Origin of the sequence: Leucobacter celer subsp. astrifaciens (assembly GCF_001273835.1) — a bacterium.
GTDB lineage: Bacteria > Actinomycetota > Actinomycetes > Actinomycetales > Microbacteriaceae > Leucobacter > Leucobacter celer.
Genome location: NZ_JHEI01000135.1, coordinates 123,180 through 138,843, shown reverse-complemented (window position 1 = coordinate 138,843; position 15,664 = coordinate 123,180). Strand labels below are relative to the sequence as shown.

The 15,664-nt window shown below is 72.1% G+C and carries 10 protein-coding genes; 6 read left to right on the top strand and 4 right to left on the bottom strand.

Annotation, left to right across the window (positions count from 1 at the left end; all coding sequences use genetic code 11):
• Positions 1–23 precede the first annotated feature (23 nt).
• On the bottom strand, positions 24–1,508 hold the full coding sequence (locus AMS65_RS07120) for a DEAD/DEAH box helicase (protein ID WP_053383659.1): 1,485 nt from the start codon (positions 1,506–1,508) through the stop codon (positions 24–26).
• Positions 1,509–1,698: 190 nt separating this feature from the next.
• On the opposite strand from AMS65_RS07120, the gene AMS65_RS07115 reads away from it, so the two are divergent.
• The 4 genes from AMS65_RS07115 to AMS65_RS07100 all read left to right on the top strand — a co-directional run bounded on the left by AMS65_RS07115 (position 1,699) and on the right by AMS65_RS07100 (position 5,962).
• The gene (locus AMS65_RS07115; RefSeq protein WP_053383472.1) at positions 1,699–2,418 is read left to right on the top strand and encodes a ferritin-like fold-containing protein; all 720 of its coding nucleotides are present in this window, start codon (positions 1,699–1,701) and stop codon (positions 2,416–2,418) included.
• A 112-nt stretch (positions 2,419–2,530) separates the two neighbouring features.
• Entirely contained in the window at positions 2,531–3,709 is a 1,179-nt protein-coding gene (locus AMS65_RS07110) for a methyltransferase domain-containing protein (protein ID WP_053383471.1), read from the top strand.
• Between the two features lie 90 nt (positions 3,710–3,799).
• Positions 3,800–5,167: a bifunctional phosphopantothenoylcysteine decarboxylase/phosphopantothenate synthase gene (locus AMS65_RS07105; RefSeq protein ID WP_053383470.1), complete on the top strand. Its 1,368-nt coding sequence runs from the start codon at positions 3,800–3,802 to the stop codon at positions 5,165–5,167.
• Positions 5,168–5,191: 24 nt separating this feature from the next.
• On the top strand, positions 5,192–5,962 hold the full coding sequence (locus AMS65_RS07100) for a hypothetical protein (protein ID WP_053383469.1): 771 nt from the start codon (positions 5,192–5,194) through the stop codon (positions 5,960–5,962).
• Positions 5,963–6,042: 80 nt separating this feature from the next.
• Here AMS65_RS07100 and AMS65_RS07095 read toward each other — a convergent pair whose 3' ends face one another.
• Complete coding sequence (locus AMS65_RS07095) at positions 6,043–6,267, bottom strand: DUF3107 domain-containing protein (protein WP_053383468.1); 225 nt, start codon at positions 6,265–6,267, stop codon at positions 6,043–6,045.
• A gap of 172 nt (positions 6,268–6,439) precedes the next feature.
• Between AMS65_RS07095 and AMS65_RS07090 the strand changes: the two genes are divergently transcribed.
• Together AMS65_RS07090 and AMS65_RS07085 are read left to right on the top strand one after the other, a co-directional pair.
• Positions 6,440–9,814 (top strand): UrvD/REP family ATP-dependent DNA helicase, encoded by a 3,375-nt coding sequence (locus AMS65_RS07090; protein ID WP_053383467.1) that lies wholly within the window; start codon positions 6,440–6,442, stop codon positions 9,812–9,814.
• Entirely contained in the window at positions 9,811–13,455 is a 3,645-nt protein-coding gene (locus AMS65_RS07085) for an ATP-dependent helicase (protein ID WP_241489371.1), read from the top strand. Before AMS65_RS07090 ends, AMS65_RS07085 begins: the two co-directional genes overlap by 4 nt.
• Positions 13,456–13,457: 2 nt before the next feature.
• Here AMS65_RS07085 and AMS65_RS07080 read toward each other — a convergent pair whose 3' ends face one another.
• A complete protein-coding gene (locus AMS65_RS07080; RefSeq protein WP_053383466.1) occupies positions 13,458–14,234 on the bottom strand; it encodes a glycerophosphodiester phosphodiesterase family protein in 777 nt (258 codons plus the stop codon).
• A 16-nt stretch (positions 14,235–14,250) separates the two neighbouring features.
• Positions 14,251–15,543: a phosphotransferase gene (locus tag AMS65_RS07075; RefSeq protein WP_053383465.1), complete on the bottom strand. Its 1,293-nt coding sequence runs from the start codon at positions 15,541–15,543 to the stop codon at positions 14,251–14,253.
• Positions 15,544–15,664 lie beyond the last annotated feature (121 nt).

Here is a 15,664-nt window from a genome sequence, read left to right as displayed (position 1 = left end):
GCGCCGGGGCAGGGTGCGCGGGATCAGGCCTCGCTGGGAGCGGCCTCCGCGGCCGAGCCGGCCGCGGATTCGGATCCGGCACCGCCCGATCCACCGCGACGGCGGCGGCGACGGCGCTTGGGTGCCGCGCCCTCGCCGGTCTCCTGCAGCAGCGGTGCGCCGGGCTCGCCGCCGCCCTCCTGATCGTGGCCGTGCCCCTCGTGGCCGTGGGTCTCGTGGCGACCTCGCCCCTGGGGGTTCGCGCTCCGCGTGCGGCGGCGGGTGCGCTTGCGCGCGCCGTCGCCCGATCCCGAATCGTCGCCCGATCCCTCGCCGGATCGCTGCGCCGCGCTGCGCGGCGCGCGCTCCTTCACCGGGGTGGCCTTGAGCCGGCCCTTCGACCCCTCGGGGATGTTGAGGTCCGCGAACAGATGCGGAGAGGAGGAGTAGGTCTCCACCGGCTCGGGCACGCCGAACTCGAGCGCCTTGTTGATGAGCGCCCACTTGTGCATGTCGTCCCAGTCGACGAAGGTGACCGCGATGCCGGTGCGGCCCGCGCGACCGGTGCGGCCGACCCGGTGGAGGTAGGTCTTGTCGTCGTCGGGGACCGTGTGGTTGATCACGTGGGTGACGTCGTCGACGTCGATCCCGCGCGCGGCGACATCGGTCGCGATGAGGATGTCCTTCTTGCCGGCCTTGAACGCGGCCATCGCCCGCTCGCGCTGATCCTGGTTGAGATCGCCGTGCACGCTCGCCGCGTTGAAGCCGCGGTCCACGAGCTCCTCCTGCAGCTTCGCGGCCGCGCGCTTGGTGCGCATGAAGACGACGGTCTTGCCGCGTCCCTCGGCCTGCAGGATGCGGCCGATCACCTCGTCCTTGTCGAGGGAGTGCGCCCGGTAGATGATGTGCTCGATGTTGGCCTGAGCGGCGCCCTCGTCGGGATCGGTCGCCCGGATGTGGATCGGCTTCGACATGAAGCGCCGGGCCAGGGTGACGATCGTGCCGGGCATGGTCGCCGAGAACAGCATGGTGTGACGGGTCGCCGGCGTCTTCGCGAAGAGCTTCTCGATGTCTGCGAGGAAGCCGAGGTCGAGCATCTTGTCGGCCTCGTCGAGCACCATCTCGCGCACGTTGCCGAGGTCGAGCAGCCGCTGGCTCGCGAGATCCAGCAGTCGTCCCGGCGTGCCGACCACGATCTGCGCGCCCGCCTTCAGCTGATCGATCTGCCCCTCGTAGGCCTTGCCGCCGTAGATGGGCACGACCGTCGCCGCGCGGTTCTTCGCGGCCAGCTCGAGATCCTCGTACACCTGCACGCAGAGCTCACGGGTCGGCACGACCACGAGCGCCTGCACGCCGGGTTCGGGATCGGCGCCGACGCGCTGCAGCAGCGGCAGGCCGAAGCCGAAGGTCTTGCCGGTGCCGGTCTTCGCCTGGCCGATGATGTCCTGGCCCGTGAGGGCGAGCGGAATCGTCTGCTCCTGGATGGGGAAGGCCTCGATGATGCCCTGATCGGCGAGCGAATCGACCATGTCCTGGTCGACGCCGAGTTCGAGGAAAGTCGTCACGTTGCGTCCTATTCTGCGCCTGAAGCGGCGTGTGGGTGCTGCGCGCGCATTCTGCAGAGGGCGCAGCGGCGGGGGATCCGATGTCCTCCGCGGCCAATACGTACGGCATCCAGTCTATTCCAACCTCTCGGCGGCTCGGCGGTAAGCTGACAGGGTGTTCGAGTGGATCCGTGGGCTGCGCAAGAAGAACGCCCCAGTGCGCAAGATGCGAGCGCGCGGCGAGGGGAGCGACGCCGAGCGCGTCGAACTCGCCGAGTTCGCCCCCGGAATGCTGCCCTTCCTGGGCCTGACGGCCTACCTGCAGCTCGAACTGTACGAGGCGGCGACCCGTGCCGTCTCCGGTGCGCCGACGCTCGAGGCGAAGGAGGTGCTGGCACGGGTGGCCGGGCTGACCCTCGCCAAGCATCAGCGGCTCGCCGACGAGATCCGCAGGCGAGGCGAGGAGCCGCACATCGTGATGGGGCCCTACTCCCGCGTGATCGACGAGTACGTGGAGCGCATCGAGACTCCGGACTGGCACCAGCACGTGCTCTCGCTGTACCTCGTGGGCGGTCTCTTCGACGACTTCTTCGCGAGTCTGGCGGGCGGCATGCGCGACGGGTATCGGGCCGAGGCCATCGAGATCCTCAGCAGTGACAGCGGTCGTGATCAGGTCGCGGTGCTGCTCGCCGACGCACTTGCCGTCGATGACGGGCTGTCGAGCTGGCTGGCGCTCTGGGGTCGGCGCCTCGTCGGAGATACTCTGCTGGTCTCGCGTGCGGTGCTGCTGCTCAGCGAGCACCGGGCCTTCGACGCCAGCGAGGTTGAGCCGGTCTTCACCGAGCTCATCGCGGACCACATCCGACGCATGGATGGTCTAGGTTTGACCGCATGAGTTCACCTGTGTCCATCTGGCCGCGGGGGCGCGGCCAGCGCCGTCGCCGCGCAAGGCTTCGCCTTGCCTTGAGCGGCTTGCCGGGTCTGGGTCTGACGGCCTAGTCTCTCTCATGGATCTGCCCCACTGCGACTACTTCGAAGCCTGGCGCTGCCGCAGCTGCGCCCTCATCGAGACCCCCTACGACGAGCAGCTGCGCGCCAAGGAGCAGCGCTGCCGCGAACTGCTGCCCACCGTGCCGGCCGCGGCCTGGCTGCCGAGCGTGAGCGGCGGCGCGCGGGACTTCCGCAACAAGGCGAAGCTGGTGGTCGGCGGCCGGCCTGGCCGGGTGACGCTCGGGATCCTCGGCCCGGACGGCGAGGGCGTCGATCTGCGCGACTGCCTCATCCAGTCGCCCGGCATCCGGGGCGTGATCCCGCGCATCGCCGCCTTCGTCGAGCGGACCGGACTGCCGCCCTACGACGTGCCGCGCCGACGCGGCGAGCTGAAGTTCGTGCACGTCACGGAGTCCCCGGACGGCGAGCTGATGCTGCGCTTCGTGGTGCGCAGCGAGCGGGCGCTCGCCGTGCTGCGGCGGGAGCTGCCCGCGCTGCGCCGCGCGATCCCGAATATCGTGGTGGTGTCGGTCAACCTGCTGCCCGAGCACAAGGCGGTGCTCGAGGGCGAGCGCGAGGAACTGCTGCTCGGCTCATCGCTCACGATGGATCTCGGGGACGGCGTGCCGCTGCACCTGCGTCCGCAGAGCTTCTTCCAGACCAATACGCGCGTGGCCCGGGCGCTCTACGCCCAGGCCGCCGAGTGGGTCGCGCGCGAGGATCCCGCCTCCCTCTGGGACCTCTACTGCGGCGTGGGCGGCTTCGCGCTGCACGTCGCGAGCGCCGCAGGCGATCACGGCGGCCGTGGCGGCCGCGTGGCGGCCGCGCCTCGAGTGCTCGGTGTGGAGATCAGCGAGGCGGCGGTGCGATCCGCCCGTCGCAGCGCACGGGAGGCAGGGATCGACGCCCGCTTCGAGGCGGCCGACGCGACGGCGTTCGCGCTCGCGGCGGATCCGGCCGGCCTTCCCGAGGCGGTCATCGTGAACCCGCCGCGCCGGGGCATCGGCGCCGAGCTGTGCGGCTGGCTCGAGCACGGCGGCGTGCGCCAGGTGATCTACTCGAGCTGCAACCCCGAGAGCCTGGCGCGCGACCTCGCCGCGATGCCGTCGTACGCGGTGCGGGAGGCGAGAGTGTTCGACATGTTCCCGCACACGGCGCACATGGAGGTCGCGGTGCTGCTGGAGCGCGCGGGCTGAGCTGCGCCGCGCTGCGACCCGGCCCGTGCACGACGCCCGCGGCCGGTGGTGCATGCGGAGCGCCGGGGCCCCTCATGGCAGGATGAACGCATGAACATCGTGCTGGGAGTGACCGGCGGCATCGCCGCGTACAAGGCCGTAGCGCTGGCGCGGCTGCTCGTGAAGGAGGGGCACGAGGTGCACGTCGTGCCCACGGACGACGCGCTGCGCTTCGTCGGCAAGCCGACCTGGGAGGCGATCAGCCGCAACCCGGTGACCACCTCCGTGCACGAGGACGTCCCCGAGGTGCGCCACGTCGCGCTGGGCCAGCGGGCCGATCTCGTGATCGTCGCGCCGGCCACCGCGCACTCGCTGGCGCGCATGGCTGCCGGACTCGCCGACGACCTGCTCGGCACGACGCTGCTCGCGACGCGCGCGCCGCTGCTCGTGGCGCCGGCGATGCACACCGAGATGTGGCAGCACCCGGCGACCCAGGACAACATCGCGATCCTGCGCTCGCGCGGCGTCGAGTTCGTCGGGCCCGAGAGCGGTCGGCTGACGGGCGACGACAGCGGGCCGGGGCGCATGAGCGAGCCGGAGCAGATCGCCGAGCGCGCGCGGCGGATCCTGAGCGATGCGGCGGGCGATGCCGGTCCGCTCGTGGAGACGGACGATGCCGAGAGCACCGGGGACACCGGGAGCAGCGCGGCAGCCGTCGTGCCGGACGATCTCGCGGCGCCGCCCGAGCCGGCGCCGCCCGGAGACCTCGAGGGCGTGCGGGTGCTCGTGACGGCGGGTGGAACGCGCGAGCCGATCGATCCGGTGCGCTATCTCGGCAATCGCTCGAGCGGACGGCAGGGTGTCGCGGTGGCCGCGGCTGCGGCGGATCGCGGCGCCAAGGTGGTGCTGCTCGCTGCGAACATCGATGAGGCGGTGCTCCAGGGGGTGCGGGATCGCGGAGCCGTGCGCGTCGTGCCCGTCGGCACCGCGGCCGAACTCGAGTCGGCGGTTCACGCCGCCGCATCGGGTGCCGAAGCCGTGATCATGGCAGCGGCCGTGGCCGACTACCGCGTCGCGGAGGTCGCGGAGCACAAGATCCGCAAGGAGGACACGCCGGGCGAGGCGCCGACGCTCACCCTGGTGGAGAACCCCGACATCCTGGTCGGGCTGGTGCACGAGCGGCGGCCGGGGCAGGTGATCGTCGGCTTCGCGGCGGAGACCGTCGACGGCGACGCGGATCCCGATGCCGCCGCCGACGAGCTGCTCGAGCGCGGCCGGCGCAAGCTGGCCCGCAAGGGTGTCGATCTGCTGGCGGTGAACGCCGTCGGCTGGACCGAGGGCTTCGAGAGCACCGCGAACACGCTGTACGTGCTCGACGCCGACGGGCGGGTGGCCTGCGAGGCCTCGGGGTCGAAACGCGATGTGGCGGATCGGCTGCTCGATGCCGTCCGCGACGAACTGCGCGCGCTGAGCCACTGATTCCCGCTGACGGAAGGCCTGACCATGACTTCGCCGAAGCCCTTCGCGCACCGGATCCGTCGCTGGATCGTGGTCGTGATCGTGGCGTCGTTCGCCCTCGCGGCCGTCGCCGGTATCGCCGTGCTGCTCGGCGGAGTGACGTCGGATCCTGCGATGAAGGTGCTCGGCACGACCGCGCTGATCGGGGTCTTCAGCGTCGCGGCGCTCTGCGGTGCGGCGCTCATCGGCCGGCGGGTGCAGTGGTTCGGCTGGATCGCGGTCGGCGTATCGGTGCTGACGCTCGCGCGGCTGCTGTGGGTGATCTGGGCCGAGCCCGACTGGGATGAGGGGGCGTTCAAGCTCACGATCACCCTGGTGATCCTCACGGGCGCCTGCGCGATCGCCTCACTGCTCCTGCTGCTCGTGGCCCACGATCGCAGACCGGTGCGGAGTGCGCTCTTCGCGACCCTCGCGATGCTCGCCGCCGGCGTGCTGCTCACGCTGATGCTGCTCTGGGAGCTGGTGGGCGAATACCCCGACGGATATCTGCAGGCCACGGGCATCGTGTGGATCCTCGCGGCCCTCGGAATCGTGGTGCTGCCGGTGATGTCGCTGCTGCTGCGCACTCCGGCGCCCACGGGAGCGCCCGGAGTCGACGCGGCGGCGGCAGGCGGGACGGCGCTTTCGGGTCAGGGCTCGCGGGAGATCGCGGGCTCCGCGCACGGCCTGTCGCAGGCGTCGCTCGAGCGGATCGCCGCAGCCGCCCGCGCCGAGGGCATCAGCCCGGACGAACTCGTCGAGCGACTGCTGCCGTAACCGTGCCTGCGGCCGGCCCCACCGCCGTGGGCGACTGAGCGCGTTCCGGTGCCGGGATCCCGAGCTGCTGAATCCGACCCCTAGCTGATGAAGCCGACCTTGCGGCCGCCCTCGCCGCCGAGCTCGATGTAGGCGATCGACTCGGTGTCGACGAGGTACTGCCGGCCCTTCACGTCCGCGAGCGCGACGAGCGCCGACTCCTTGGCCACTGCATCCTCGATGAGGGCGCGCACCTCGTCAGCCGTCGACTCGGTCTCGAACGAGAGCTCACGGGGCGAGTGCTTGATGCCGATGCGAACTTCCACGGGGTGCCTCCTCGAATACTGTGGCGCGTGCCACGACGCTGACTGTGTGCAACTGTCTTCGAGTCTAGGGCTGCGCGGGCCGGCGAGCGCCCGATCGACCCCCGCGTTCGCCCTCGGCGCAGTCGGGATCGCCGATCCCGACGCTGTCGGAGGTGCTCAGTAGGCTGAGCACATGACCGGATTCGACCCCTCCCAGGCTCGCGCGCTCGACCTCGATCCCGCGCGTCACGCCCGTATTCTGGGGGCGCCGGGCACGGGGAAGACCCGCGTGCTCGTCGAGGCGTACGCCCGGGCGCTGCGGCGTCCGGGCTGGAGCGAGGAGGACGTGCTCGCGATCGCCCCCAGCCGTCTCGTCGCCGCCGAGCTGCGTCCGGCGGTCGAGCGCGGCATCGGCCGGGCCATCGGCGGCACTCCCGTTCGTACGGCCGCTTCGCTGGGCTTCGCCGTGCTCGCCCGGTCCTCCGCGCTGACGGGGCGGGATGCACCCCGGCTGCTGACCGGGACGGCGCAGGACGAGGGGATCGTCGCGGTGGTGGAGGCGGGGCTCGCCTCGACGGGCGCGCTCGAGGATGGCGCGGTCAAGGATGGCACGGTCAAGGATGGCACGGCCGAGGCGGGCGTCGCGGGCCTGCCTCCCGAGGTGCTCCGGAGCCCGGCCTTCCGGGCGGAGTTGCGCGAACTCTGGCGCATCGTCGACGACTTCGACCTCGATGCCGCGCTGCTTGCCTCGCGCCTGCGCGGTCTGCGCGAGCGATCGGGCGGCGAGGCGTTCACGCGGCTGCCGGAGCCCGGACAGCTCGAACGGTGGATCGATGGACTGGAACTCATCTCCGCGGTCTCCGGCGCCCTCGTGCGCGAGCGGCCGGGGGAGTTGAGCTCGAGCGGACTGCTGCGGGAGGCCGCACGAGCGGTGCGCGCCGAGGGTGTCGTCGCGCACGGGTCTCTCGCTCCGGATCCCCTCGCTGCAGACCCCGGCGCCTCCAGCGGCGGGATCCGGCTGCCGCGGATGATCCTCGTCGACGACGCCCAGGAACTGGGCGAGGGGGAGCTCGCCCTCCTGGCCGCGTGCGCGAGCGCGGGCAGCGTTGTGTGGGTGTTCGGCGACCCCGACATCGCGACGAGCGCATTCCACGGAGAGCGCACCGACGCGCTCTCCCGGCTCGGCTCGGAACTGGCGCGTCGCGGCGCCGACGAGACCCGAGCGGGAGAGGCCGAGCAGCTCGCGGTGCTCGACACCGTGCATCGGCACGGCGCGGAGGTGCGCCGTCTCGTCCACGATCTGACCATCCGTATCGGCGCCGCGGGAGCCGGGGAGCAGCGTGCGGCCGCGTCCGCTGCCGCGCGATCCGATGCCGAGCAGTCCGCTGCCGGGCTATCCGCTGCGGTGCAATTCGCGGCCGCGGGATCCCCGGCTGAGCAGCTCGGAATCATCGCGCACCGTCTGAGGGCCAGACACCTCGGCCTGGACGGGGCGCCTCCTGTCGCCTGGCGCGACATGGCCGTGATCTGTCGCAGTCGAGCCGAGGCGGCCCGGGCGGCCAGAGCGCTCGCGGCGCATCAGGTGCCCACCGGCGTCGCGGCGGGTGGCATCGTGCTGCGCGAGCACCAGATCGTGCGCGAGCTGGTGCTCCTGCTGCAGCAGGTGCTCGGCATCCGCGAGTTCACCGCAGCCGATGTCCTCCAGCTCGCGGGAGGCGTGGTCGGCGGCCTCGACCCCGTCGCGATCCGGCGCCTGCGCGGGGCGCTCCTGCTGCAGGAGCGCCGCGACGCCGCCGCGGAGGAACGAGAGCCGCAGGCCATCGACGAACTCGTGCTGGAGGGCTTCGCGATCCCCGGCAGCACCCCCGTCATCGACAGCGCCGGTGGGCGGGCCCTGCGCCGCCTCGGTCTTCTCTCGGCCGCGGCGTCGCAGGTGCTGCAGGCGGGCGGCACCCCTCGCGAGGTGCTGTGGACGCTGTGGGAGCGGACGCGCCTCGTCGAGCGCTGGCAGGAGGAGGCGCTCGACGGCCGCGGCGCGCGGGCGGACGAGGCCCACCGCTCGCTCGATGCGGTCATGGGGCTCTTCTTCGCCCTCCAGCGGCACGAGGAGCAGGACAGCGAGCAGCCGATCGCCGAGCTGCTCGAGGACCTGCTGCAGAGCGCCGTGCCCGAGGACTCGCTGGCGCAGCGCAGTGCACGGGCGGCCGTCACCGTCACCACCCCGCAGGGGGCGATCGGCCGCGAGTTCGGCGTGGTCGCCGTGATCGGGCTGCAGGACGGCTCCTGGCCCAACCTCAGGGCACGAGGTTCGCTGCTCGGAACAGCGGCGCTCGAGCGCTGGTTGCGCGGAGGCGAAGCGATCCCGCCGTCCCGTCGCGACACGATTCACGACGAGCTGCGACTGTTCGCCCACAGCTGCGCCCGGGCCCGCGACGAGGTCCTCGTCGTGGCGATTGCGGACGAGGACCAGCACCCGAGCCCCTTCTTCGGGTTCGGGCGCGATCGCCTGCGTGAAGACCTGCCCAGCGCACGTCTCACCCTGCGGGGTCTCACCGCCGAGATGCGGCGCCGGCTCGCGGTCGACCCCGCCGACGAGCAGGCGCTGCGCGCCCTCGTGGCGCTCGCCGGCGAGCAGGTGACGGGAGCCCATCCCGACGAATGGTACGGCGTGCTGCCGCCGAGTACGACGGCACCGCTCTACGACCTCGACGACGACCCGGAGCTGCAGGTTCCGGTGAGTCCGTCGCAGCTCGAGCGGGCGGAGAACTGCCCGCTCGACTGGGCGGTCGCCGCCCTGGGCGGAGGCGGGGGAAGCGTGCAGGCCAGCCTCGGCACGCTCGTGCACCACGCGCTCGAGACGGCGCAGGGGCATGATCCGGAGGAACTGCTCGAAACCGTTCTGAGCGAGTGGCGCAAACTGCCCTTCGAGGCCGAGTGGGAATCCGAGCGCACCAGGCGGCTCGCCGAGGCGCAGACTCGGGGCCTCGCCGCCTACCTGCGCGATTTCGAGGCGTCCGAGCGCCAGCTCCTCGGCCGAGAGACCCGATTCTCCGTCCCGGTCGATCGCGCGGTGCTGCGCGGCGTAGCCGACCGGATCGAGGCGACTCCGCGAGCCGACGGCGGGATCGAGATCACCGTGCTCGATCTCAAGACCGGACGAAACCTCCCGTCGAAGGCCGAGGCCGAGACCCACGCCCAGCTGCAGGCCTATCAGCTCGGCGTGACGCGGGGCGCCTTCGAACTCGACCGTGAGGGGGAGCCTGCTGTCGCGGACCCCGCCGAGGAGGAGCCGGGGGCGATGGCTCAGGCTGCCGCGGCCGAGCCGGTGAGCGGAGGGGCCAGGCTGCTCTACGTGCATCCCGACGCCGCGAAGAAGTCCGAGTACGTCGAGCGCGTGCAACAGCCGATCACCGATGAGGCGAAGGAGGAGCTGATGCGCCGAGTCGCGAGCGTCGCCCGTGTCATGGCGGCCGGAGAGTACACGGCGCGCGTCGAGCATCACTGCTCCGATCAGCACCAGCCGGGCGATTGCCGGCTGCACATCATCCCGGCGGTGAGCCACGCATGATCGACGCATCGACGACGCCGACGGCGGCGACCGCGACTGCGATGGCGGCGGCTGACAGTGCTCCGCGACCCGTGTTCTCGGCCGAGCGCATCGCCCAGATCCTCGCGACACCTCCGAAGCCGCCGATCGTTCCCACGCCGGAGCAGCGGGCGGTCATCGAGCACCCGCTCGGCGGCAGCACGCTCGTGGTCGCCGGCGCCGGCAGCGGCAAGACCGAGACCATGGCCAACCGCGTCGTCTGGCTCGTCGCGAACGGGCTCGTGGCTCCCGACGAGGTGCTGGGCCTCACCTTCACCCGCAAGGCCGCCGGCGAACTGCGCGAGCGCATCACCGGCAGGCTCGAGACCTTCGCGGACCGGCTGCGCGACGCCGCCGAGCGCGGCGACCTCGCACCCGACGAGTCCGCGCGCGCTGCCCAGCTGATCGAACTGCTCGCCGACGGCCTCGACATCCCCGAGGTGAGCACCTACAACTCCTTCGCCGCGGGCGTGCTGCAGGAGTTCGGCGTCGCGGCCGGTGTGGCACCCGGAGCGGTCGTGATCGACGAGGCGACGGCCTGGCGCATCGCACGCGAGGTCGTGATCGAGAGCCGCGACCCCGCGCTGGCGGGCAGCGAACTCGGCGTGTCGCAGCTCGTCAGGCACGTTCTGAGCCTCGACCACGCCGTCGCGGACAACCTCACCTCCCTCGACCGCGTCGATCAGGTGGTCGACGAGTTCGGCCGTGTGCGGCAGCTGCCCTACAACGAGAAGACCCCGCTCGACAGCGGCAAGGTCTACGCTCCGGTGCGCGATGCCGTCGCGAGCCTCGCGGAGACCCCGCTCATCACCCGGCTCGCGCGCGCGTACGCGGAGGAGAAGCAGGGGCGGGGCCTCATCGAGTTCTCCGACCAGCTGGCCTTCGCCACCCGGTCGCTCGAGCGCTCCGCTGACGCGATCCGCGTGCTCCGGCGGCGTCATCGGGCCGTGCTGCTCGACGAGGTGCAGGACACCTCGGTGGGGCAGACCAGGTTCCTGTCCATGATCTTCGCGGGTGCGCCCGTCATGGCTGTCGGGGATCCGCACCAGTCGATCTACGGCTGGCGGGGCGCCTCCGCCGCCGGGCTGCAGTCGTTCCACTCCGATTTCCGCGGCAGCGGGCGGGAAGCCGCGGCTCGCACTCCCGCGACGCTCACTCTGTCGACGAGCTGGCGCAATCCGGAGCGCGTGCTCGACGCGGCCAACGTCATCGCGGCCCCGCTCGCGGCGGAGGCCGCGGTCGACGTGCCCCGGCTCGCACCGCGGCCCGGAGCCGGCACGGGAACGGTCGAGTGGTGCTACCCGGAGACCGTGCACGAGGAGCGGTTGGCGGTGGCCGAGTGGATGCGCGCGGCCCGCGATGCGCATCTCGCCGAGCACGGCGAGCAGCCGAGCGCCGCCATCATCTTCCGCAAGCGCAGCCCCATGGCCGCCTTCTCGGCCGCCCTCGCGGACGCGGGCGTGCCCAATCGCATCGTCGGCCTCGGCGGTCTCCTCACCACCCCCGAGGTCACCGACGTCGTGAGCGTGCTGCGCTGCCTCTGGTACGCCGACGCCGGGGGCCCCCTCATCCGCCTGCTGACCGGTCCGCGCTTTCGCCTGGGGGTCGCCGATATCGGGGGTCTGCGCGACGCGGCCAGGTGGTTCGCCGATCGGGACGTCTCGCAGCAGCCGCTCGGCGAGGCGGAGCGTTCCGCAGACAGCGTGCTGCCGGATCCGGATCGGCAGTACACCCTCATCGACGCGCTCGACCAGATCGCCTCGATGCGCGATCTCGACCACCGCGCGCTGCGGGGCATCAGCGAGACCGGGCGAACCCGGCTGCGCGACGCGGGCCGCATGCTGGCGGGACTGCGGCAGGGCGTCGGCGGCAGCGTCGGGGAGCTGATCAGCGCCACCGTGCAGGCGCTGCGCCTCGATATCGAGCTCGACGCCAATGAGGCGCGGGAGCTGGCCGGCAGCTCGGCGGCGCACGCGAACCTGGACGTGTTCGCCGAACTGGTGGAGGGCTACCTCGCCGTGGACAGTCGCGGCACGCTGCCGTCACTGCTCGAGTGGATCGAACGCGCCACCGAATCGGACGAGGCGGCGGAGCACGTCGCGGCTCCCCAGCCCGGCACGGTGCAGCTCATCACCGCGCACGGGGCGAAAGGCCTCGAGTGGGACCTGGTCGCGGTGCCCAGACTGGTGGGAGGCGAGTTCCCCGGAGCGCCGCGCACCGGGGCGGGGTGGCTGCGCACCGGCGAGATCCCGGACGAGCTGAGAGGCGATGCCCCCGCCAGGCCCCGGCTGAACTGGCGCCTCGCCGACACGCAGAAGGAGCTCTGCGATCGGATCGCCGCCTACAAGGAGGAACTCAAGGAACGGCATCAGGAGGAGGAGCGGCGGCTGGCCTACGTCGCAGTGACGCGCTCGGCCGAGCGCCTGCTGCTGAGCGGTTCGTTCTGGGGCGGACAGATGCGCCCCCGCACGCCCTCGCCCTATCTGCTCGAACTGCAGGAGGCAGGAATCATCGCGGGGCTGCCGCACGCGAGCGCGTACGAGAGCGACCCCAGCGAACTCGCCGAACTCACGATGCAGTGGCCACCGGATCCGCTCGGCGCCCGAGGTCCGGCGGTGCTGCGCGCCGCCGAAACCCTGCGAACGGCGCTCGACGCGCGCGACCCCGAACAGGACTGGCGCGAGGATCCCGAACTCGATGAGACCGTGCGCCTGCTGCTGGCCGAGCGACGGGCCTCGCAGGGGATCAGGAACGGGAGCCGGTACGGCGGAGGAGCGCTTCCGGAGCCATCCGACACGAACGACACCGCTCGTGCCACCGCTGTCCCGGGGACCGATGCGGCGATGCTCCCGGAGCGGATCACGGCCTCGACCTTCCACGAGTTCATCGAGGACCCCGAACGAGCCGAGCGGCGCAGGCTGCGCCCCGTTCCGCAGCGCCCCTACCGGCGCACGCGCGTCGGCAACCGCTTCCACGAGTGGGTCGAGCGGCGCGCCACCACCGCCCGAGGCACCGCTCTGCCGCTGAGCGGTCTCGAGCTCGAGTTCCCCGATCCCGAGCTCGCGGAGTTCGACGGGATCGGACTCGGTGCGGCGAGCCCGACGGGCGCGGGAACTGCCGGCGCGGGGGAGTCGGGCCGAGGAGACGGCGACGCGGGCGGACTCCGGTCGGAGGACGAGGCGGCGCTGCGGCCGCTGATCGAGCAGTTCGAGCGATCGCGCTGGGCGGATCGTCGGCCGATCGCCGTCGAGCAGGAGGTCACGCTGCCCTTCGCCGGACGCACCCTGGTGTGCAAACTCGATGCCGTCTACCGGGTGACGGACCCCGCGGCGGATCCCGACGCGGCCGTCGAGCGCTACGAGATCGTCGACTGGAAAGCCGGTCGGTCGCCGCGGAACGATCGGGAGCGCGAGAGCCGATTCTTCCAGCTCGACCTCTACCGGCACGCCTACGCGCAGTGGGCCGACATCGATCCGGCGCTCATCGACGTCTCGCTGTTCTACGTGTCAGAAGGAGTCGAACTGCGCGGTGGCACTCTCCGCAGCATCGCAGAGCTGGAGCAGATCTGGGGCGAGGCCGCGGCCAGGCTCGCGGGCGGGGAGGTCAGCGGCGCCGGGCGCTGACTTCATCCCAGCGCGTCGAGCGCGAGGTCGGTGCGATCGGTGATGATCCCCGAGACGCCGCGCTCGACGAGTTCGCGCATGCGCCGGGGATCGTTGACGGTCCAGACGTGCACCTCGACGCCGAGACGGCGGGTCTCGTCGAGCAGACGGCGACTCAGCACGCGCACCGGCCCTCGGCGCTCGGGGATCTGCAGGGCATCGATGCCCGAGAGCGCACGGGCGATGCGGGGCCGGGATCTCGACACGACCGCGGCGAGCACGGAGATCAGGCGCCTGCGCCCGGGCGAGGTCGCAGGACGGAACGATCCCGGGACCGCTTCGGCGGCGCGCAGCGCGCGCATCCGATACCCGTCGTCGAAGCTCGTGACGAGCACCCGATCCCCGTGGGGAGCCACGATGCGGCCCACCGCCTCTGCGGCCGCGGAAGCCTTGACGTCGATGTTGAAGCGCGCCTCGGGAAATTCCTCGAGCGCCTGCTCCAGCGTGAGCAGGCCGCCCCGTTCCGCCATGAGGGCCGCGAGCTCGCGGCGGGTGACCGCCGCGACCGGACGCGGGTCGTCCACGATCCGGCCGAGGTCGGCGTCGTGGCAGAGCACGACCTCACCGTCGCTCGTCAGGTGGCAGTCGGTCTCGAGATACACTGCGCCGGCGTGCACCGCCGAGGCGAAGGCGGCGAGACTGTTCTCGACGACGCCGGCGGAGGCCAGCGCGTCGGACACGAAACCGCGATGCGCGAGCACGCGCGGGCTCGCTGCGCCGGCGAGATACGGATGGGTCATGCGCGCGCCGTTCGGGTCAGGACCGCGGTCCGGGCAGGTCCTCCGGATCGATCGGCTCGGTGAGCTGCTCGGACGGATCGTTCTGCGTGTCCGCGGTGTCGGGTGATCCGGAGTCGCTGCTCTCATCGGATCGCACGGTCGACCCGGAGGCGCTTTCCTCGGAGTCTCCACCCTCGGAGTCGCCGCCCTCGGCGTCGCGGTCCACGGGCTCGCCCTCCCCGGGCTCCCCGGGCTCGCGCAGCGGTTCGATGAAGTCGGTGTCGACTCCGAACATCCGGTCCTCGTCGAGAGCCTCGTAGGCGGCGGTGTCCGAGAGCTGATCCACGACCTCCGGGGTCTCGGCGAGCAGCGCGGACACCTCCGCCTCGCCCATCGGGGCGCGGGGCGCGCTCCCGGCGAGAGCACGCCCGAGCGGTCCCGCGATGCCGACCATCCGGTCGAGCATGGCGACCGCGTCGTCGGTGACCGAGCGGTCGTGGGAGTCGACTCCGTGCAACAGCCACCGGGCCACCTCCAGCTCGTGGTACAGCGCAGCCCGAGTGCGCAGGTGGCTGAGCGAACCCGTGTTGCGGAGTTGCGAATACCGGGCGAGCACCGCGTCGAGCACATCGGAGCCGGCCGCCAGCAGCCAGGAGAGATCGGCAGCGGGGTCGCCCAGGGACAGCTCCGACCAGCCGAGCACCGCTGTGATGCGATCCTCATCGACCCGCATCTGGTCGGCGTCGAGCGACCCGTGCACCATGACCGGTGAGAAGTCCCACAGCTCTGCGGACTCGACCGCCTGCTCCCAGCGCTGCAGCACGGTCTCGGGCAGCAGGCGCGTCGCGCTCGCCCGGTCGATGAGTCGTGTCGCGCGCAGCCGCAGGTCCTGCGCGCTGCGCACCGGCAGGCCGCCCTGCTGCGCGACGTTCAACGGGAGCTCGTGGATGGCCGCGATCGCCTCGGCGATGGGCTGCAGCAGGATCGCGTCGTCCGCGAGATCCTCCGCGGTGAAGCGGGCGCCCTCCAGCAGCGTGAAGACGACGGCTCGCGTTTCGCCGGCCCGCGTCATGCCGAGTGTGCGCGGCACCGCGAAGGGCAGCCGGCTGCGCGGCCCGTCGGTGAGCGCGGCGAGTCCGAGCAGCTCGGCCGACTGCTGCACCTCCGCGGCCTGGGAGCGGGGCACCCGCACGAGCAGTTCGTCGTCCTCGCTCGTCACGATCGCCGCCGCGAAGCTCTCGTCATCCAGATTCTCGCGAACCCCGAAGACCACGAGCCCCGGCACCGCCGAGGTCGCAAGCGCGGCTAGAGTGAAAGGAATGCTGGCCATGTACTCAGGGTATGCACGTGCGGTGCCTCGGCCGACGCGCCACGCGCACCGCATCCCATACCGGATCGCGAACCACCCCGCCGGCCTGGCGGACCGGTCGCGGCACCGCGCCGCTGCCCGT